The organism is Methanomicrobia archaeon (genome assembly GCA_016930255.1).
Classification (GTDB): Archaea; Halobacteriota; Syntropharchaeia; order Alkanophagales; family Methanospirareceae; genus JACGMN01.
Genome location: JAFGHB010000066.1, coordinates 1 through 16,387, shown reverse-complemented (window position 1 = coordinate 16,387; position 16,387 = coordinate 1). Strand labels below are relative to the sequence as shown.

Genomic DNA, 16,387 nt, shown 5'->3' with positions numbered 1-16,387 from the left:
ATTTATAATGCCGATTTGGCCTATTAGAATCATGGAACTTACAGAGCTGAAACTCGAGGATTTGAATCCCGAAGCGTTTATAGAAGAGCAAGTAGAGGAGATTAAATTGGTCGTCGGCAACAGTTTGGCGATCAATGCGTTATCCGGTGGTGTTGACTCGTCTACGGTGACGCTGCTGGGTCACCGAGCGTTAGGCGATCGACTGAAGACCTATTTCATTGAGAATGGCATTATGAGAGAGGGCGAGCCGGAGCGGATCGTCTCGCTCTTTCGGGCGATGGGCATACTGGTAGAGATTGTGGATGCAAAGCAGCAGTTTTTCGATGCGCTCAAAGGCCTTACCGATCCCGAAGAGAAGCGCGAGGCGATTACGCAGACGTTTTACAAGACAGTCTTTGGTACGCTGGTGAAGGAGAGCGGCGCGCATTATCTGCTCCAGGGCACTAATTTTACGGACGTCGAAGAGACGGTTGCGGGCGTCAAACGGCAGCATAACATTCTCGCACAGTTAGGAATCGATACGCAAGCGGCATTCGGCTACACCGTTATTGAGCCCGTCATCCAGCTCAGAAAGCCTGCAGTACGAGTTATTGGGCAGGCGCTCGGGCTACCCGAAGAGCTTTACAGCAGACCGCCATTCCCAGGCCCCGCATTGGCCGCACGAGTCATTGGCGAGGTCACACCGGCACGCGTCGACGTGGTACGGAAAGCAACAGCGATCGTCGAAGCGGAATTGCAGAACACTGGAGCGTTCCAGTATTTAGCCATCCTGCACGAGGACAAAGTCACCGGCATGCGTGAGGGCAAGCGGGATTATGGCATGCAAGTCGAAGTACGATGCTGGGAGAGCACCGATGCGCAGACCGGAACACCGACAAGACTTCCATACGAGACGTTAGAGCGATTAGCCGATCGTATAACGACCGAAGTGCCCGGTGTGGTCAGTGTTACGTACAACATAACCCAGAAACCGCCATCAACGATCGAAGCGGTTTAATTGCTCACACTCTGATTAGAGTGAGTAAATAAGAATGCACCCGTGCAAGCAACAAATGTGCGGGTGGTTTTTTCGTCTTTTTGCTTTCTAGCTGTTTAGACGAACTCAGATTAATAAACGAAAGCCAGCAACTGGCCGCCAACTCCGTTCTCGATCGCTTTGGCGTGCGACATGACGCCCTTAGAGGTCGTAACGATGAGCATGCCGAAATCCCGTGCCGGGAGAACTCTCTTCTCCCATTCCTCAAACTCCCTCATGTGGACGTAAAACCTCGGCTTTATCGCGTTGCAATCGTTTATCTTACCGCCGAGCTTCACCTTGAAGAATCCGGCCTTTCCGTCCTCTACAAATTCAAATTCGGCTAAATAGCCGCCTTCCTTCATTACACTCAGCACGTTGCCAATCAGCTTTGAGGCCGGTTTGATCGTACATTCCATCTTTCCGACTCTCTCTGTATTCTTGATATGCGAAAGAGCATCTGCAAGCGGGTCATTGAGCGACATTTTTCTTCCTTTTTCCTATTTCTTATTCACCCTCGGTATATAAAAACCTATGAATGGAACGCGTTTAAATAACTCCCCTCTCATGCCCAGCCTTCCGAAAATCAGCTAATTATACTTCTTAAATCCGATTTCACTCGCTATCTCTCGGAAGCACTGCCTGCACAGATAGATCCCGTGTTTACGAACCAGACCTCGCCTCCTACCGCATCGCCTGCACGTGTTCGCGCCTCTACCAAATCGCTTTGTCCTCTCTTTTACCATCTTGTCTCACTTCATTATACCCCTGTTACCATAAAATATTTATCTCCCTCTCCTATATCTTGTTTAAGTGCCTGCCTGATATAAATATTTGAGAAATTCGATTTGCCACTCGTTCACTCCGTTCTGTTCTCATCGGCTCTTCGACTATGCCACTTTTGAACACTGCCACAATCCTCTTATGCGACAAAAAGGTTAGGACTATTAACAGGAGAGTCGCGAACATGAAGATAGCAGTTGCGGGAAAAGGCGGTGTGGGTAAAACCACCCTTGCAGGCACGCTCGCTCGTCTCTTTGCGCGTGATGGGCAGAGCGTCGTGGCTGTGGACGCAGACCCTGCAATGAACTTGAAATTCGCACTGGGCATAGAAAAGAACCCGCCGTCGATCTCCGAACTCAAGGATCTCATTTTTGAACGCACCAGTGCGCATACCGGGTCAGGCATTTACAAATTGAACCCCAAAGTGAGCGATATCATCGGTACGTATGGTGCGGAGGGACCGGATGGCGTGACGTTGCTGGTAATGGGCACGATAGAGAAGGGCGGAACCGGCTGCACCTGCCCGGAAAACGCGTTCCTTCGCGCGTTGTTACGACACGTGCTCTTCAAGGAAAGCACGGTTGTACTGGACATGGAAGCGGGAATAGAGCATTTAGGGCGGGGCACTGCAAAAGGGGTCGACCTCATGCTGACCGTCGTGGAGCCGGGGATGCGATCCGTAGAGACTGTAGCCCGGATAAAACAGCTCGGTGAGGATATCGGTATCACTAACATCGCGGCGGTGCTCAACAAAGTTACGGATCCCGCGCTGGTAACCGGGATAGAAACGAAGCTGGATGAGCTGAACCTGCCGCTGCTGGGGCTTATCCCGTACGATCCGACCTTGATACGTGCAGATCTGGAGGGCAAAGCGCCTCTGGACGTGGGAGGTGCAGCGGTTGAGCAAATAAAAGCGATAAAGAATAAAATCCTGTCATTGGCCTAAGTAGGGCTATTTAGTCGGTCTATTCCGCGTTTGGAGGCGCGGGAGGCGTTTTTGAAATCCGCACTTTCGAGGTCCGTAGCACTCTCGCACCCAGCATATAGCCTTTCTCAAGCTCTTCCAGAATGGTGTCTTCCGGATGGTCGGTATCCATGACCGCCATCACTACCTCGTGCTTATACGGGTCAAACTTCTCGCCAACTGCTTTTATCGGTTTCAACCCCTCTTTGCTCAGTTCGTCTATTAAATCCTTATAGATTAGCTCAATTCCGGTAACGAACGACTTCAGATCCTCACACGTCTCAGCAGACGCAAGAGCCGCCTCAACGGTATCGATAAGCGGCAATAAGCGCTTTATTAACCCCTCCGTCGCGCACTGCTCATACCGCTCACGCTCGCGAGCCACCATCTTCTTGTAATTCTCGAAATCCGCCTGGAGGTATGTCAGTCGCGATAAATACTCGTCTGTTAACTCAGTCTTCGCCGTCAATTCTTGCTTCAATCGCTCTAATTCAGCGCGGGGGACCTCTACCTGGGCCTCTGCAACCTCCTCATCTCCTACCTCTCGCTTCGGTTCCTTCTTCGGTACTTTTGTCAAATTCGGCTTCTCCGGTTACTCTGCGTTTTTAGTTCAGTATGCGTTCATTGGTTAAATATTTTTGGTATGTCTCACCGATTACGAATGCGTGACGAATCAGCGGCGATACGGAAGATTGCAGCGCAGAAATTCTGAGATTTGCCGGTATTGAAGCGCGAGAAGCGCGGCTAAGAATACTTATATAGCAGCGACAATTAAGTAAAAGAGGACAGTCCAATGGCGACCGAGAAGACCGCGGTGGATAAAAAAAAGAAAGAATACGTGGAAGGCATAGTAAAAACGGTTATACCTGCTTTATGCGGTGTTATCGCGGGCTTTATATCACTCTATGCGGTAGCCGATCCTACATCGTCCGATGGCTTGCTTATTGCGATCCTCCTGGTCATGGCGCAGAAATTCGTCTATCCGCTCTTCCACATGAACATCGAGGGGCCGAAAGATTGGCTTTATATCTCCTTTATGACTATCTTCTGCTGGTTTGTCACGTTCGGATTACTGTTGAATGCCTAGCCCACCCAAATCCAAATTCAACTTCTGTGTTATATGTGTGGCGGCAATGGCGAGGGCGTCGGTGACGTCGTCCGGCTTTGGCATTACCTCTAACTGAAGCAATTCCTTTACTCTGTTCGCTACGTCGCTCTTTGCCGCCCGGCCGTAGCCGGTCATAAAATTCTTCACTTCGGTAGTATTGTACTCGGCTATCGGCATTCCCATGGTGGCAGCAGCTAAGATGCAGACACCTCGCGCCTGGCCAACGCTCAAGGCCGTTTTCACGTTGGTGTTGAAGAAGATTTTCTCGATCGCCATTTCGTCCGGCTTCGTCTCCGCTATCAATTCGAGCAACTCCTCATAAATCAGCTTTAATCGTTCCCCGCCTGATTGCTTCGTGGTCGTCTTGATACAGCCGAACGTGACTGCTTTTAAGGTGCAGTTACTGAACTCGATAACACCCCAGCCAGTTCGCGCAGTCCCCGGGTCTATGCCTATTACACGCATACCTAAACTAATAAATAGCATTGAAGTAAAGTATTAAGGGAGAAGTGTAAGAGAAAGAAGGAGAAAAGTGAATGGAGAACGAAAAGGGATTTGTAGTGCCGGGTGATTTCTTGGGCACATCAGAAGAGTTCACGCCAGGCAGTGGTGTGTATGATGAGAAGGGGAATATATATGCTACAGTGACGGGAGGAGTTAATATAACGGATAAAAGGGTTATAGAGGTTCAACCAAAGGTGGAGACACCGCCAACGCTGAAAGAAGGCGATGTGGTATTGGGCCGGATCGAGGACATACGGGACACGATCGCGGTCGTTAATATCGCGTGCATGAAAGGTCATGAGGAGCGTGCAATTGCCGCTTCCACTCAAGGTGTTATCCACATCTCAAACGTAAAGAGCGGCTATGTGAACGAATTGCAGCACGAGTTCGGTTACCTTGACTTGGTGAGGGCGCGCGTGATAGACGCAAAGGCGTTGCGGCTGAGCACCGATGGGAAAGACTTAGGCGTGATAAAAGCGATTTGCGTGAAATGCAAAGGCGATCTGAAAAGGAAGGGGAATACGCTGGCATGTGAGCGCTGCAAGCGGGTAGAAGTACGGAAGATGTCTGAAGATTACGGTAAGGGATTGATATAACGCCTTACCGGAAGGGAAAGGGGAGAGGATACGATAAGCATGGCGACAGAAGAACGCGAACTTGAACAAGAACCCAAGAAGGTACGAATAGTGGAGCGGAAGGATAAAGAGATACGGATAGAGATAGACGGGGAGGATCATACCCTTTTAGCGCCACTCGCGTCCAAGCTGCTCGATAATGAGCAGGTAGACATTGCAACCTACACCATCGAGCATACGCTGAGAAGCAACCCGGTATTGTTCGTGAAGATGAAGGAAGGGGATCCCGTGGAAGCGATAAAGTCCGCTGTCGCTTCACTAGCGTCTGATTTTGAGGAGTTTGCGCAGAAGTACAAAGCGGCAATAGTCTAGTGGCAGGACAGGGGCTTCCCAAGCCTCTAACCCGGGTTCGAGCCCCGGTTGCCGCATGAACTTACTTACTTACTTTAGAACGCGAACCGTTTACGAACGATTCCCGGTCTGATTGATCTTCCTGTTTAACGCAGAGCGTTGTGCCTACGACCTATTCATTCGGTTGTATCGAGCCGCATTACTCGCTCTAACAAACCGTTCAGCACGTCTAGAGGTATTTCAACGTCCGGACGCAGTCCGGCAGTCGTTGCGATCCAGGTATTTAACGCGGTGCTGATCGTTAATATCCGCTGCTCATCACGCGTCTTTTCGGTTATCGCTGTGATAACCGCGTCGAGATTAACGATCCTTATCCCGTAGGCGGCTTCGATCATGGTGAGAAGTGCGCGGGTCCGATCCTGAGCTTCTTCTGGATTCAGATTCATAGTAGTAGTAATCGCCGCCACATAATAAACGGTTTTCTTTTTCGACATCGAGAATAGAGGAGCAGGACTAAAATACATGTACTTAATTACTGCCAGAGTTTCAAATTATTTGGATGCCTTTATCAGATCGCTAAAAAGAATGAAGAAAAGAGAGGGCACGGAAAAATGACGGATTCTCGCATGGTGATTCGTGTGCTTGCCATTGGCTGTATCATTGCGGCACTCGCCGGCGTGATACTCCTTTCCGATACCGGGCAGAATTGGTGTGTAACCCCGGAGGGGCTGCTGGAATACTCTTTGAGTACGCCAGATTATGAACTTGAGGAACTCGAAACGGCGGACAACTACACGCTTTATGAAGTCCGATTCACCAGCCGTGAAACGGAGATTGAGGGACTGCTGCGAATGCCCGTGGCACAGTCGCAGCAGCAGGTGGAAGTTCCCAGTGTCGTGCTGCTTCCCGGTGCGACCGTAACGAAAGAAAGCGAGCAAGGGCTTGCAACGTATCTTTGCAGCCTCGGCTACGCGAGCATCGCTCTTGACCAGCGTAATCTTGGTGTTATAGATATACCGGGCGATTTACAGGTGTTTATGAACGGTGAAGAGCCGACCGAGCACAAGATGGTGTACGATGCACTCGCGGCGGCTGCGATCTTACGGAATCAGCCCGGGATCGACCCGAACCGTGTCGTATATGCGGGCGAGAGCAATGGAGCGCGATTTGCCATTATTGCCTGTGCGCTCGACCCCGAAGCACGGGGCGTGGTTGCCATTAGCACCTGCGGGTATGGCATAGATGCGGCAATTGCCTCAGGTAGACTAACCGATCCTGAAATGATGCGATTTTACCAATCGATCGATCCGGAAACGTATCTCGGTGAGATCCCACCGCGGAAGTTCGTGATGCTGCATTCCATAAACGATACCATCATCGATTACGAGAGTGCCGAGCAGACCTTTTCGAAAGCATCCGAGCCGAAGGAGTTGCATACCGTTACGTGCACTACGCACGGGTACTGCGCTGCGGAGATGGCTGAGGCGCTCAAAGCAGAGCTTGAGGGGATGGTTGCGTGATTTTCACTGGACTGTTTCGTTGTAGGGGAAGTCAGGACTTAACGTGATTTCTGCCTTTAGATTTAAAGTATGATTGGCATCTTCCTGTGCGAGGGCTATTGCTAAACCATTATTTGGGCCCTTTACGTGAAACAAAATATGAATTGGTTCATCGTTTTGTAATAAAACCAATTATGCACCTAATAATGACTTTTATGACTATATATAAGTGATGATAATAGAAAACATAGCAAGCCATATCACATACGTGATACCAAAGATACATAAAACTATGGAAAACTTCATCAATCTTTTCATCCATCTACCCTCTGTTTTATCGATTATTTTTTTAAACTGGTCAATATCCCCTAAAAAATCACCAAAAATAATACGAACACCAACGAAAGCACTACCCCAGGTAATTAAGCCTATTATTACAGAACAACTGTCTGTGCTTGCGATATCAGATTTCACATATAAGTATGCAAAACCACTAATAAAAAGAAACATAATCAGTACTGCTGTGCATACTGGGAATACCATCAAATAAATGGTGGATGCTCTTTTATTCAACCATCTTGTTCTTTCATGATTAGCTACTTCTATTGAGTAACCTTTAATCAAAATATACAAAAGAAGGCAAAATACTAAAACCACCGCGATAGAAAATAATCCACAAATAAAGAAATACCAGAAGGAGTCAGACGGGGTTTGCAAATAAGTGTATGAGGCATACAAGATAGTCCCAAGTGCGGCAAGAAGAGCTACCGCAAACGAAAGACCTCCCGTTTCATTTTTGTCCTGTTCTTCATTCATAATACGCTGCCAACAACCCTATGGATACAATATTGTCGCAACAAATAAAGCTTTTGGTGCAAAATGGCTTATCAGGGAAATGGCGCTGATTTTAGAAGCTGTGCTCATCCGCAAGTGTAACGATGCGCTCCCTGCCAGATCAAGCGGCTATTGCGTTCGCCTCCCGTCTGTTTTCCTCGCCAAGTTTCCTGATGGCGCTGAGTTAAGAGGCACGCTAACGCAGGGCGGAGAAGAGCGAGAAATAACACTGATTCTGGAGCAGGCGAGTTGCGACGATTTCCTGCATATCGCCGCTGCTGATTGGACTGATACGCTCACGGAAGGTCGCGCGAATTTCAAGCTGACAGAAGCGTTTCACGACGGCAAACGGGCTTTGTTGTACGCGAAGCGGGATGTGATCACCTCGCCAGCGCACTCCTGCAGGATAAAATCTAAACGCTGATCCGTTTTGTTGCGTTCGCATTATCAACCAGATATTTAACCATGCAGGCGTGTTCGATCCCGCTGAGAATGACAAATGCTTCATCGACCGTTGCGCCGCGTGCAAACGTGCCGTGGCCCTGAACGATAATGCCCTTATGGTCACGAAGCGCGTTGGCCGCGTTACGCGCCAGTTCGTCCGAGCCCACACCGCCACGGACTACCGGTATCTCATGCAGCACGTACATGCTTTCCGTATCTTCCGGCACGATCTGCTCGCCCGGCTCGTAGAGCATGGACATCGCCACCGCGTATTTCGAATGCCCGTGGAGGATGGCAAGCGCGGACGTCTCTTTGTAAATCGCACGGTGGACATTCACCTCAGTCGACGCGATCACGTCAAGCTCATCGGGCGATTCGGGATCGACAGGGACCGTAACAATCTGGCCTTCAAGCTCGTCCAGCATGCTGCCCGTCGTGCTGATCAGCATCTGGTCGCCCACGCGTTTGCTCACATTGCCGAAATGCGAATGCGCAAGCCCCGCCGCCACGATCTTCCGCCCGTATTTTATTAGCTCCTCCATTTCGTTCGCTACCTGAATATACTACTTAATGGCAAAGGAATCGAAAAGCTTTTTCATTACTCGTGTTTCACACGCGCTTTCTCGAGCTCCTGCTCGTATAGCTTCTTGCATTGCTGGAATGCCGCGCGCTTCTGCTCGTCTAAGGTTGATTCGTGGTCCTGAATCTTCGTTTTGACACGGGCTTCGTTTATCACGGTTAACACGGCGAGCGATCGCGCAGCCTCGCGGCGAACACCTGCGTTTTTATCCGTCAAGGCCTGAATCAAAGGTTCTACCGCTCTGAGGTTCCGTAGAGCACCAAGCGCCCACGCTGCCTGCTCGCGAACATCCGCGCGTTCATCTTCTAACGCGTGAATTAACGGCTCAATCGCCCGGGGAGCCTTGATGTTACCGAGCGCCCATGCCGCTTTCCGGCGAACGTCCCAGCGTTCATCATTCAACGCGTGAATAAGTGGTTTTACCGCAGGATCGCCGATATTACCGAGTTCCCACGCTGCCCTTCGCCGGACGTCCCAGTGCTCATCGTGTAACGCACGAAGGAGCGGTTCAACAGCGGGCTCGCCTAAAGTCCCCAGAGCCTCAACTGCCTTTGCCCGAGCAAGCGAATCTTTATGCGTCTTTAAAATCCGCTTCAAGCGCTCAACATCTTCTTTTGATTCCATTTTTCCACGCCTCTTCATAGGGTCATATCAATTCCAATTCGTTTAAGAAATGATGCGCAGAAATTCGGCTTTCCACGTATCAATTCTTCATGCAAGCTCTCAATTATCTCTGCTTCCATCTCTTTATTCCTCCGTGTGGTCACGGAAAAGACGTTTCTGTAGAACGTGATATCGAAGGTCTCCGCGCCTATCGTAATGGTGAAATCCACGGGTTTACCCCCGTTCATGTCCTTTTCAACCTTTTCTAAAACCTCACCCGACAATCTAAGTAGTTTCCCTTGCTCTGAATGGTACAGTGCTTCGCCGGTAGCTATCTTCTCAATCCGAAATGGTGCACACCCCTCAGTCCTTATAGCCTTCCGGTTCGCCCAGAACAAGCACCAGAGCAATTTCCGTCTGACATCCAGCTCGGTATCAAGTGTGAGAGATTTCATAGTCAAAACCTACTCATACTCCTGTGTACTAATCAAGACATACGTTAAGATAAATTTTTTCATTGGGCGTATATCTAAGTTATCTTGTCCTTAATTTTATAGGCGCTGTATCAGCGGCAAAGTATCAGCTGAAAATGAGGACGATGCGAGACGATAAGAAACGCGGAATGGTTACGGTAGCGATGATAGTCGCAGTAGCACTTGTAGCACTGCTTGCAGGATGCGTTGAGAACGAAGCGCCTTTGCCGACATCGACGCCGATATCGACACCGATGCCGACACCCACGCCGAATACTCCCCAGGTTTACCGCTACAAAATCGTCACTACCTACCCCCACGACTCCAAAGCCTTCACGCAGGGGTTGGTTTTTGATAACGGCTTCCTGTATGAAGGAACCGGTGGACGCGGCGAATCAACGGTGCGCAAAGTCGAATTGGAAACAGGGAAAGTCCTCAAGAAATACCAGTTGCCCCGCCAGTACTTTGGCGAGGGCATAGCCCTCTGGAACGATACGCTGATTCAACTGACCTATCAGTCGGGGGTTGGCTTCGTTTACGATACAGAGAGCTTCTCTTTAACGAGAAACTTCACCTACGCCACCGAAGGCTGGGGGCTCACCCATGACGGCACGCACCTGATCCTGAGTGACGGAACGGCAACGCTACATTTCGTGGACCCCGAGACATTTGAAGAGGTCAAACGCATCGAAGTCAATGATAACGATACACCTGTTACGCACCTCAACGAGCTTGAATATATCCGCGGGACAGTATACGCTAATGTTTGGCCAACAGACCGCATCGTGATTATCGAACCGGAGAGCGGCAACGTGATTGGTCGGATCGATCTCGACGGGCTTTTGAGCGATAAAGACGCCTATCAGCCTGTTGGTGTGCTTAACGGTATCGCTTACGATGCAGCGAATGACCGGCTCTTCGTTACCGGGAAATACTGGCCGAAACTGTTCGAGATCGAATTGGAGGAAGTTCAGGGGAGTGCGTGACAGGTTCAACGAAAAGATTGAAAAATGTTCTTCACTTCACTATAGGAAAAGATATAACTACTATTATTGCTTTTTGAATACCGGGGAGACTGCGATGCGAATCTTAGCTATCGGAGCACATCCAGACGATGTCGAATTGGGATTAGGTGGATGTTTAGCCAGGCACGTTAAGCGGGGCGATACTGTAAATGTTCTGATTTTTTCACGAGGCGAAGGAGGAGTTCCAGATGAGGCACTCACAGAGGGGGGACAAATAGACGAAGAAGAGAATAAAACCTTAAAAGGAAAATTACGGGAAAAAGAAACGAAAGATGCTTTGGCGTTCCTCGGTGTTAAAGAAGAAAACATAAAAATATTCGGACTGCCCGATGCAAATATTGACATTTCTAGAGGCACTCTCGAAGAGGTTTATCAACAGGTAATGAGACTGCAACCTAATATAATCTACACCCATTATTTAGAAGACGATCATTTGGATCACGTAAGAACGTCACTTATCACTTTACACGCAGCGCGAAAAGCAAAGACGATTATATTTTACGAATCACCTTCAACACGAACCTCTTTCTCACCTAATTATTTTGTCGATATTTCAAAGTATCGGGCGAAGAAGGTAGAAGCGTTGAAGATGCATAAAACACAGGTGAAGAAACCATATATGGATGTGGATGTGATAGAGTCAAATGCACGGTTCAGGGGGGTTCAAGCGAAAGTTGAGTATGCGGAGGCGTTTGTGGTGTATAGGGTGGTGATTGAATAAGTGAAAGGGAATAAGATAAAATCTATAAAAGAATATATGGAATCTTATGGTTTGGAAATAGAACTGCCAGACATGAAAATAAGTCTTTTTGAAGGGGTTTATCCCCCAAAATTAGATTCTTTTTTGCTGGCTAAAGAATTACTAGAAGTCGTTAAGGAAGGTCATAGGGTGCTTGATGTTGGTACTGGTTCTGGTATTCTCGCAATTTTAGCTGCTAAGAAAGGTGCTTCGGTGGTAGCGACTGATATACACCTCCCATCAGTTAAATGTACAGAGTATAATGCATCCCTAAATGATGTTAAAGTGGATGCGAGGACCGGGGACCTTTTTGAACCGATTAAAAACGGAGAAACTTTTGATATTATTGTGAGTAACATGACAGCACTTCCAACACCTCCAGATGAGCAACACGATGAATATATTACAAGAACTGTTGATGCTGGCCCTGATGGGAGGAAATATTTAGATCCTTTGATAAGCAAAATACCTAAATATCTTAAAGATGGTGGCTGCTTTATAACGCAACATTCTAATTTCGCTAACATTGAAATGACTAAAGAAAGGTTGGAGAGCTTTGGATTTGATGTGAGATTGAAAATACACGAATACCAGATCGGAAAAGCATCTGGTAAAAGAGTGGATTATTTTATCAATCATCTCCAAAAGAATTGCTATCCTTTCATAAAGGATGAAAAATGGTTTCAGAGAATAGGTGTATTTAGGTGTCATTACAATGAACTCAAAGAAAAAGGAAATTGAGACCATCTGGAAAGAGTACGAACTCCTAGATCGAAATTATGCTTACCGTGATAGACTTGTACCTTACGAATTCTACATCGCTCTTGGTATATTGGGTGTTCTAATAGGGCTAAAAGGACTTTGGGAAAATGATAGAGCATCAGTGATTCTCGTGTTTCTTATTGGAGTTCTGGCATTGTATGTACTACATTTAGATATGATGTCCAATGTAAGCTGCAAAGGAGCCGTGAAAGAAAGAATGAGGGAAATTGAACGTGATATTGGCAATTATAATGAGGGCGAAATTGTGATTTGTTCTCTCCCAGATCTTCAAAATGTGCTAGATAGAAGAAAAAAATTTTGGTTGGAAGAGAAACTTAAGTTTATGTCTGCGGGAAAACATATGATTTGGTTTATTAGGCTTCTATTATTAGGCTGGATTGTATATTTTATTGAAATATGGTGTAATAATCCAGTATTATCTCTTTTCATTTTGGTTAGAAACATCAGATAACATAAATTGTAACTTTCTGCTGGACTTAGCACATATGATCATATCAGCGCATAACTTTGGCATGGATGTGATTGATTTTGTCGAGAAAATGGGCATTAATAGAGTGTATGAAGTGCACGTGAATTTACCACAGTATAAAAATGAGGAGTGGTATGCTATCAACGAGCCGTTCTATTACTCGGATGAAGCGAAGAGGATACTTGAACATATTGTTGAGAAGAAAAAAGCGAAAGTTTTAAATATAGAATGTGATAGAGAAATAATATTACAAGTAAATGCACTAATTAGGGGATTGCGATAATGATGCCTCTTGAAGATTTAATACAAAGCATGGTCATTGACGTTAATCAGGCGAAATTTCAAGAGGGGGACCCTATAAGCGTATTTCCAGAAAAATTTGAATTATACGAGCACATATATGGGATTTATCGTCGAGGAGATAATAAAGCGTATCAGGGAAATTTCATACCAATTTGGATGTATTCTCTAATTCCCTATTGTAGGAAAACCATAATTTATATAAGGCCAACAAATGATAAGAAGGATTTTGTAAATTATTGTGGAGTTACTCCTAAAGAGTTAAGTAATTTAGTACTGAAGGGCGATGTTGTGCCTATTTTAGCTAATCATTTTGAAGAGTATAAGAATGATGTATTTGAGGATTTTTTTATCACTTTAAAGAAAGAAGGATTTGAGTTAATTCGGGCACAATTATACGAAGATTTACTAATAGCATCAGCTAATAATGTCGAGCCATATCTTGCTTTTGAACAAGGAGTAAATATTTTGGAAACGAAATATGAAACGATAATTCAAGGATTGCCTCAAAATACCCTCGATGAATATTCTAAAGAGGTAGAGAAAGGACTAGCACCAGAGTTAAACAAATTACCACATTTCATTGCTGAGAAAGTAAGTTGGCAGAAGTTGTGTGGGCACCCACAAAATGTAGTAGAAATAGAAAAGGGATTAGAGCACAGAAATCCACTAGAAGCCTATCTTAATGCGAGATTTTGGCATTATATAGTTGTTCCTGATATATATGCACGTTACGGCATTTCATGGCTAGCTGACGGGGAGGATTATGAAATAGAAGATAGGGGTATTCAAGTCGGGTTAAATTCCTCATCTAAGATTGAAAGAATAGAATTTGATTATCCTACATCGATAGAAGATCGTAAAAGAATTCTAGAGCCGTTATCAAAATTAATAGATAAATATAGTAAAGATGAACTTGAGAAAGAATTGAGGAAGAAGGGTCTAGTAAGCTCAGAAAGATATTACAAAAGTATCTCTAGATCTTATGAGGAAAATACTAAGATATTGCAAGAAAATGCAGAATCATGGAATGATATTATAAAGGATTATGTACAAAAAGAAAAAAGTAAAGAGGTTGCAAGATTACACCTCTTGCATGGCGCATATTGTGCTTTTTATATATCTCAACTTAAAAGCTTTTTGAGCGGAGAGGGGCTTATTTCAGATGATGAATTAAAAGGATTAATTGATAATATTGCTTATTTGTTTAAACTTCCAAAAAGGAGAGAAGAAAGAGAGAGATATGCTCAGACTTACTTAGGGAAACTGACGGCTCTAGTTAAAGGAAACGAGAAAATTAGAAATATGCCTTTTTCAGTTATAAGTGTATCAAATACTGTAGAATCTACTTTATGAAGTGGTTTTTAGAGGTAAATCCTATCCGCTTTTTCATGAAGTTTCATTTGTTGTTTATTAGGTTACAGACAGATCTCGCCCATTGGATCTATTGGGGCACTCAAATGTTTTATCCCCAACCGCCTCAACGTCCTTTTCGTCGGTACGCCATGCTCGTCCCAGCCCCGCATCCGGTAGTATTCATCGCGCGCCTTTAAGAACTCGTTTTTGTCTACAATGCGTCCGTTTACTTCCTCAGTGAAGAACCGCTCGGGCAGCATATCGTCCTCTTCCGTAAACCCTTCCCGCAAATTATACAGCCGTTCTACATTCCATATCCGCTCGCCAACCCGCATAAGATCCTCTGATGTATATGAGACGCCGGTTACCGCACTCAGAATGTTCGCGTACTCCTCCTCACCGACGCCGAAGAACGCGAATTTACACACCACGAGCGAATCCACCGCGGCAAACCGGTCCTGGAATATCTTTGTGTGCCCCGCCTTGCCCGCAAGCGTGTACGGATCAATCGCCTTGGGCTTCCGCAGTATCTCTGGCGCGACGAGGTACGCACGGGTATGACAGCCGCCGCGATTGGACGTGGCATAACTGAACCCCAAGCCTTTCACACCACGCGGGTCGTACGCAGGCAGTTCCAGTCCTTTAATCTGCATGGCCGCTTCTGGTTTGCCTTTGTCGATTGCGAATCGTCTGGCGCCTTTGCCAAGACGTTCGCCCACACCCTCCTGTTCTCCGATCAGTTTTGTGAGCGTTGCCAGTTCATCCCCTGAAATGCCCCTGTTATGTATTTCAGCGTAACTGCCCAAAACCACACCGACCGAGACGGTATCCAGGCCGTAATCGTTGCAGAGCCGGTTTGCCGTAACAATAGCCTCATAATCGGCATTGCGAATGTTCGCACCCATCACGCCGATAGTCTCGTATTCCGGCAGTTCCTCTCCCGTCTCAGCCTCCCGTTTACAGGCAATGGGGCAGGAATAGCACGCCTTTCTCCGGGGCGACTTTCGTTCCACGATGCTCTTGGCAAAGAACGGGTTCAGATCGACCTCAGACTCGGCCTTTTCGAAATTCGCGATCGGCAGGATCTTCATCCAGTTCGAGATCTTCATCAAAAACGGCGTGCCGAAGACCGCCAGACCTTTAGTTATCGTCGGACTCGCAATCAAGAGCCGGTTAATCGACTGCTTCTGCTTGATGAATTCGTTGTGGTCAAAGATATCGACGCTGCCGGTGCCCTTTACGACCACCGCCTTCAGGTTCTTCGAGCCCATTACCGCGCCCACGCCGCCGCGACCAAACGTATGAACCCTATCAGACATGATTGAAGCCAAAAGCACTTGTTTCTCACCGGCCCGGCCGATACAGGCGACGCGGCCCTTATCGTCGAGCAGCTTCGTGGTTTCTTTGGCGTTCTTACCCCAGAGCGCCCCCGCAGGTTTAATATCCACGTGCTCATCCTCTATCGCAAGAACAACCGGCTCCGGCGATTTATCCGTAATAACGATCGCATCGTAGCCAGCCTTCTTCAGTTCGGGGCCAAATGAGCCGCCACAGTTGGAATCGAATATCGTGCCAGTTAACGGTGATTTCGTGGAAAGGGAGACTCTGCCAGACGCTGGCGTCGTCGTGCCGGTTAACGGCCCCGCAGCAAATACCAACAGGTTTGCGGGCGAGAGCGCGTCAACACGCCCTGCATCGTAAACTATCTTCGCTCCAAGCCCGCGGCCGCCGATATATTCCTGTAGTAAGGACCTATCAGGCGTAAAGCTATTCACCTTACCCTTTGAAAGGTCGATCTGGAGTATTCTCTTCTTCCAGCCGTGTGCCGTCGTCATAGCTACCCTTTACTTAAGGTTAGAATGGTAATAACTATTTGTTGTGGTTCAATCGGCTAAAATAGCTCGTATTCCGTTCTTCTCGACCAGCAATTTGCAGATCATCATGATCTGCTCTTCTTTGAGGTGTCTGTTGGAGAATACCGT

The 16,387-nt window shown here is 47.0% G+C and carries 23 protein-coding genes and 1 tRNA gene; 14 read left to right on the top strand and 10 right to left on the bottom strand.

Annotated elements, in window-relative coordinates:
• Window positions 1-31 precede the first annotated feature (31 nt).
• On the top strand, window positions 32-997 hold the full coding sequence (locus tag JW878_09050) for an ExsB family transcriptional regulator (GenBank protein MBN1763201.1): 966 nt from the start codon (window positions 32-34) through the stop codon (window positions 995-997).
• A 110-nt stretch (window positions 998-1,107) separates the two neighbouring features.
• Here JW878_09050 and JW878_09045 read toward each other — a convergent pair whose 3' ends face one another.
• Both JW878_09045 and JW878_09040 read right to left on the bottom strand, forming a co-directional pair.
• Window positions 1,108-1,500, bottom strand: coding sequence for a 30S ribosomal protein S8 (locus JW878_09045; GenBank protein ID MBN1763200.1), 393 nt, complete (start codon window positions 1,498-1,500; stop codon window positions 1,108-1,110).
• Window positions 1,501-1,605: 105 nt separating this feature from the next.
• The gene (locus JW878_09040; GenBank protein ID MBN1763199.1) at window positions 1,606-1,761 is read right to left on the bottom strand and encodes a 30S ribosomal protein S14; all 156 of its coding nucleotides are present in this window, start codon (window positions 1,759-1,761) and stop codon (window positions 1,606-1,608) included.
• Between the two features lie 221 nt (window positions 1,762-1,982).
• Here JW878_09040 and JW878_09035 point away from each other — a divergent pair, with 221 nt between their 5' ends.
• Window positions 1,983-2,744: an AAA family ATPase gene (locus JW878_09035; GenBank protein ID MBN1763198.1), complete on the top strand. Its 762-nt coding sequence runs from the start codon at window positions 1,983-1,985 to the stop codon at window positions 2,742-2,744.
• 19 nt (window positions 2,745-2,763) lie between these two features.
• Here JW878_09035 and JW878_09030 read toward each other — a convergent pair whose 3' ends face one another.
• Window positions 2,764-3,339, bottom strand: coding sequence for a nucleotide exchange factor GrpE (locus JW878_09030; GenBank protein MBN1763197.1), 576 nt, complete (start codon window positions 3,337-3,339; stop codon window positions 2,764-2,766).
• Window positions 3,340-3,555: 216 nt separating this feature from the next.
• On the opposite strand from JW878_09030, the gene JW878_09025 reads away from it, so the two are divergent.
• Window positions 3,556-3,849, top strand: a complete 294-nt coding sequence (locus tag JW878_09025; protein ID MBN1763196.1) for a hypothetical protein — start codon at window positions 3,556-3,558, stop codon at window positions 3,847-3,849.
• Here the strand turns inward: JW878_09025 and ruvC are convergent.
• A complete protein-coding gene (gene ruvC / locus JW878_09020) occupies window positions 3,832-4,335 on the bottom strand; it encodes a crossover junction endodeoxyribonuclease RuvC (protein MBN1763195.1) in 504 nt (167 codons plus the stop codon). The two genes, JW878_09025 and ruvC, sit on opposite strands and share 18 nt — an antisense overlap.
• A 71-nt stretch (window positions 4,336-4,406) precedes the next feature.
• Here ruvC and JW878_09015 point away from each other — a divergent pair, with 71 nt between their 5' ends.
• The 3 genes from JW878_09015 to JW878_09005 all read left to right on the top strand — a co-directional run bounded on the left by JW878_09015 (window position 4,407) and on the right by JW878_09005 (window position 5,377).
• Window positions 4,407-4,970 carry an exosome complex RNA-binding protein Csl4 gene (locus tag JW878_09015; protein ID MBN1763194.1) on the top strand — a complete coding sequence of 188 codons (564 nt, stop codon included), beginning with the start codon at window positions 4,407-4,409 and terminating at the stop codon, window positions 4,968-4,970.
• A 39-nt stretch (window positions 4,971-5,009) separates the two neighbouring features.
• Window positions 5,010-5,321 carry a DNA-directed RNA polymerase subunit L gene (locus JW878_09010; GenBank protein ID MBN1763193.1) on the top strand — a complete coding sequence of 104 codons (312 nt, stop codon included), beginning with the start codon at window positions 5,010-5,012 and terminating at the stop codon, window positions 5,319-5,321.
• A tRNA-Gly gene (locus JW878_09005) sits at window positions 5,307-5,377 on the top strand. The genes JW878_09010 and JW878_09005 overlap by 15 nt, the downstream gene beginning before the upstream one ends.
• Before the next feature lie 99 nt (window positions 5,378-5,476).
• Here the strand turns inward: JW878_09005 and JW878_09000 are convergent.
• Window positions 5,477-5,794 (bottom strand): hypothetical protein, encoded by a 318-nt coding sequence (locus JW878_09000; GenBank protein MBN1763192.1) that lies wholly within the window; start codon window positions 5,792-5,794, stop codon window positions 5,477-5,479.
• A gap of 117 nt (window positions 5,795-5,911) precedes the next feature.
• Here JW878_09000 and JW878_08995 point away from each other — a divergent pair, with 117 nt between their 5' ends.
• Window positions 5,912-6,820, top strand: a complete 909-nt coding sequence (locus JW878_08995; protein ID MBN1763191.1) for an acetylxylan esterase — start codon at window positions 5,912-5,914, stop codon at window positions 6,818-6,820.
• A 198-nt stretch (window positions 6,821-7,018) separates the two neighbouring features.
• On the opposite strand, the gene JW878_08990 is transcribed toward JW878_08995, so the two are convergent.
• Window positions 7,019-7,615 (bottom strand): hypothetical protein, encoded by a 597-nt coding sequence (locus JW878_08990; GenBank protein ID MBN1763190.1) that lies wholly within the window; start codon window positions 7,613-7,615, stop codon window positions 7,019-7,021.
• Window positions 7,616-7,694: 79 nt separating this feature from the next.
• On the opposite strand from JW878_08990, the gene JW878_08985 reads away from it, so the two are divergent.
• Window positions 7,695-8,057 (top strand): hypothetical protein, encoded by a 363-nt coding sequence (locus JW878_08985; GenBank protein ID MBN1763189.1) that lies wholly within the window; start codon window positions 7,695-7,697, stop codon window positions 8,055-8,057.
• On the opposite strand, the gene JW878_08980 is transcribed toward JW878_08985, so the two are convergent.
• From JW878_08980 to JW878_08970, 3 genes are read right to left on the bottom strand one after another with little or no spacing between them, the layout of a single operon-like run.
• Entirely contained in the window at window positions 8,047-8,619 is a 573-nt protein-coding gene (locus JW878_08980; protein ID MBN1763188.1) for an aldolase, read from the bottom strand. The two genes, JW878_08985 and JW878_08980, sit on opposite strands and share 11 nt — an antisense overlap.
• 56 nt (window positions 8,620-8,675) lie before the next feature.
• Entirely contained in the window at window positions 8,676-9,281 is a 606-nt protein-coding gene (locus JW878_08975) for a HEAT repeat domain-containing protein (protein ID MBN1763187.1), read from the bottom strand.
• Between the two features lie 14 nt (window positions 9,282-9,295).
• The gene (locus JW878_08970) at window positions 9,296-9,715 is read right to left on the bottom strand and encodes a hypothetical protein (protein ID MBN1763186.1); all 420 of its coding nucleotides are present in this window, start codon (window positions 9,713-9,715) and stop codon (window positions 9,296-9,298) included.
• A gap of 182 nt (window positions 9,716-9,897) precedes the next feature.
• Between JW878_08970 and JW878_08965 the strand changes: the two genes are divergently transcribed.
• The 6 genes from JW878_08965 to JW878_08940 all read left to right on the top strand — a co-directional run bounded on the left by JW878_08965 (window position 9,898) and on the right by JW878_08940 (window position 14,405).
• A complete protein-coding gene (locus tag JW878_08965; GenBank protein ID MBN1763185.1) occupies window positions 9,898-10,719 on the top strand; it encodes a glutaminyl-peptide cyclotransferase in 822 nt (273 codons plus the stop codon).
• 94 nt (window positions 10,720-10,813) lie between these two features.
• Window positions 10,814-11,479 carry a PIG-L family deacetylase gene (locus JW878_08960; GenBank protein MBN1763184.1) on the top strand — a complete coding sequence of 222 codons (666 nt, stop codon included), beginning with the start codon at window positions 10,814-10,816 and terminating at the stop codon, window positions 11,477-11,479.
• The gene (locus tag JW878_08955; GenBank protein ID MBN1763183.1) at window positions 11,480-12,238 is read left to right on the top strand and encodes a 50S ribosomal protein L11 methyltransferase; all 759 of its coding nucleotides are present in this window, start codon (window positions 11,480-11,482) and stop codon (window positions 12,236-12,238) included.
• A complete protein-coding gene (locus JW878_08950) occupies window positions 12,213-12,731 on the top strand; it encodes a hypothetical protein (protein ID MBN1763182.1) in 519 nt (172 codons plus the stop codon). Before JW878_08955 ends, JW878_08950 begins: the two co-directional genes overlap by 26 nt.
• Window positions 12,670-13,032 carry a DUF692 family protein gene (locus JW878_08945; protein ID MBN1763181.1) on the top strand — a complete coding sequence of 121 codons (363 nt, stop codon included), beginning with the start codon at window positions 12,670-12,672 and terminating at the stop codon, window positions 13,030-13,032. The genes JW878_08950 and JW878_08945 overlap by 62 nt, the downstream gene beginning before the upstream one ends.
• A gap of 2 nt (window positions 13,033-13,034) precedes the next feature.
• Window positions 13,035-14,405, top strand: a complete 1,371-nt coding sequence (locus JW878_08940) for a hypothetical protein (protein MBN1763180.1) — start codon at window positions 13,035-13,037, stop codon at window positions 14,403-14,405.
• 62 nt (window positions 14,406-14,467) lie between these two features.
• Here the strand turns inward: JW878_08940 and JW878_08935 are convergent, their stop codons facing one another.
• The gene (locus JW878_08935) at window positions 14,468-16,240 is read right to left on the bottom strand and encodes an aldehyde ferredoxin oxidoreductase family protein (protein ID MBN1763179.1); all 1,773 of its coding nucleotides are present in this window, start codon (window positions 16,238-16,240) and stop codon (window positions 14,468-14,470) included.
• Window positions 16,241-16,387: the final 147 nt, after the last annotated feature.

What these genes read in the sequence shown, in the direction of transcription:
- JW878_09050 (MBN1763201.1), top strand. Translation starts at nt 32, where the DNA reads ATGGAACTTACAGAGCTGAAACTCGAGGATTTGAATCCCGAAGCGTTT.
- JW878_09045 (MBN1763200.1), bottom strand. Translation starts at nt 1,500, where the DNA reads ATGTCGCTCAATGACCCGCTTGCAGATGCTCTTTCGCATATCAAGAAT.
- JW878_09040 (MBN1763199.1), bottom strand. Translation starts at nt 1,761, where the DNA reads ATGGTAAAAGAGAGGACAAAGCGATTTGGTAGAGGCGCGAACACGTGC.
- JW878_09035 (MBN1763198.1), top strand. Translation starts at nt 1,983, where the DNA reads ATGAAGATAGCAGTTGCGGGAAAAGGCGGTGTGGGTAAAACCACCCTT.
- JW878_09025 (MBN1763196.1), top strand. Translation starts at nt 3,556, where the DNA reads ATGGCGACCGAGAAGACCGCGGTGGATAAAAAAAAGAAAGAATACGTG.
- ruvC (MBN1763195.1), bottom strand. Translation starts at nt 4,335, where the DNA reads ATGCGTGTAATAGGCATAGACCCGGGGACTGCGCGAACTGGCTGGGGT.
- JW878_09015 (MBN1763194.1), top strand. Translation starts at nt 4,407, where the DNA reads ATGGAGAACGAAAAGGGATTTGTAGTGCCGGGTGATTTCTTGGGCACA.
- JW878_09010 (MBN1763193.1), top strand. Translation starts at nt 5,010, where the DNA reads ATGGCGACAGAAGAACGCGAACTTGAACAAGAACCCAAGAAGGTACGA.
- JW878_09000 (MBN1763192.1), bottom strand. Translation starts at nt 5,794, where the DNA reads ATGTCGAAAAAGAAAACCGTTTATTATGTGGCGGCGATTACTACTACT.
- JW878_08995 (MBN1763191.1), top strand. Translation starts at nt 5,912, where the DNA reads ATGACGGATTCTCGCATGGTGATTCGTGTGCTTGCCATTGGCTGTATC.
- JW878_08990 (MBN1763190.1), bottom strand. Translation starts at nt 7,615, where the DNA reads ATGAATGAAGAACAGGACAAAAATGAAACGGGAGGTCTTTCGTTTGCG.
- JW878_08985 (MBN1763189.1), top strand. Translation starts at nt 7,695, where the DNA reads ATGGCGCTGATTTTAGAAGCTGTGCTCATCCGCAAGTGTAACGATGCG.
- JW878_08980 (MBN1763188.1), bottom strand. Translation starts at nt 8,619, where the DNA reads ATGGAGGAGCTAATAAAATACGGGCGGAAGATCGTGGCGGCGGGGCTT.
- JW878_08975 (MBN1763187.1), bottom strand. Translation starts at nt 9,281, where the DNA reads ATGGAATCAAAAGAAGATGTTGAGCGCTTGAAGCGGATTTTAAAGACG.
- JW878_08970 (MBN1763186.1), bottom strand. Translation starts at nt 9,715, where the DNA reads ATGAAATCTCTCACACTTGATACCGAGCTGGATGTCAGACGGAAATTG.
- JW878_08965 (MBN1763185.1), top strand. Translation starts at nt 9,898, where the DNA reads ATGATAGTCGCAGTAGCACTTGTAGCACTGCTTGCAGGATGCGTTGAG.
- JW878_08960 (MBN1763184.1), top strand. Translation starts at nt 10,814, where the DNA reads ATGCGAATCTTAGCTATCGGAGCACATCCAGACGATGTCGAATTGGGA.
- JW878_08950 (MBN1763182.1), top strand. Translation starts at nt 12,213, where the DNA reads ATGAACTCAAAGAAAAAGGAAATTGAGACCATCTGGAAAGAGTACGAA.
- JW878_08940 (MBN1763180.1), top strand. Translation starts at nt 13,035, where the DNA reads ATGCCTCTTGAAGATTTAATACAAAGCATGGTCATTGACGTTAATCAG.
- JW878_08935 (MBN1763179.1), bottom strand. Translation starts at nt 16,240, where the DNA reads ATGACGACGGCACACGGCTGGAAGAAGAGAATACTCCAGATCGACCTT.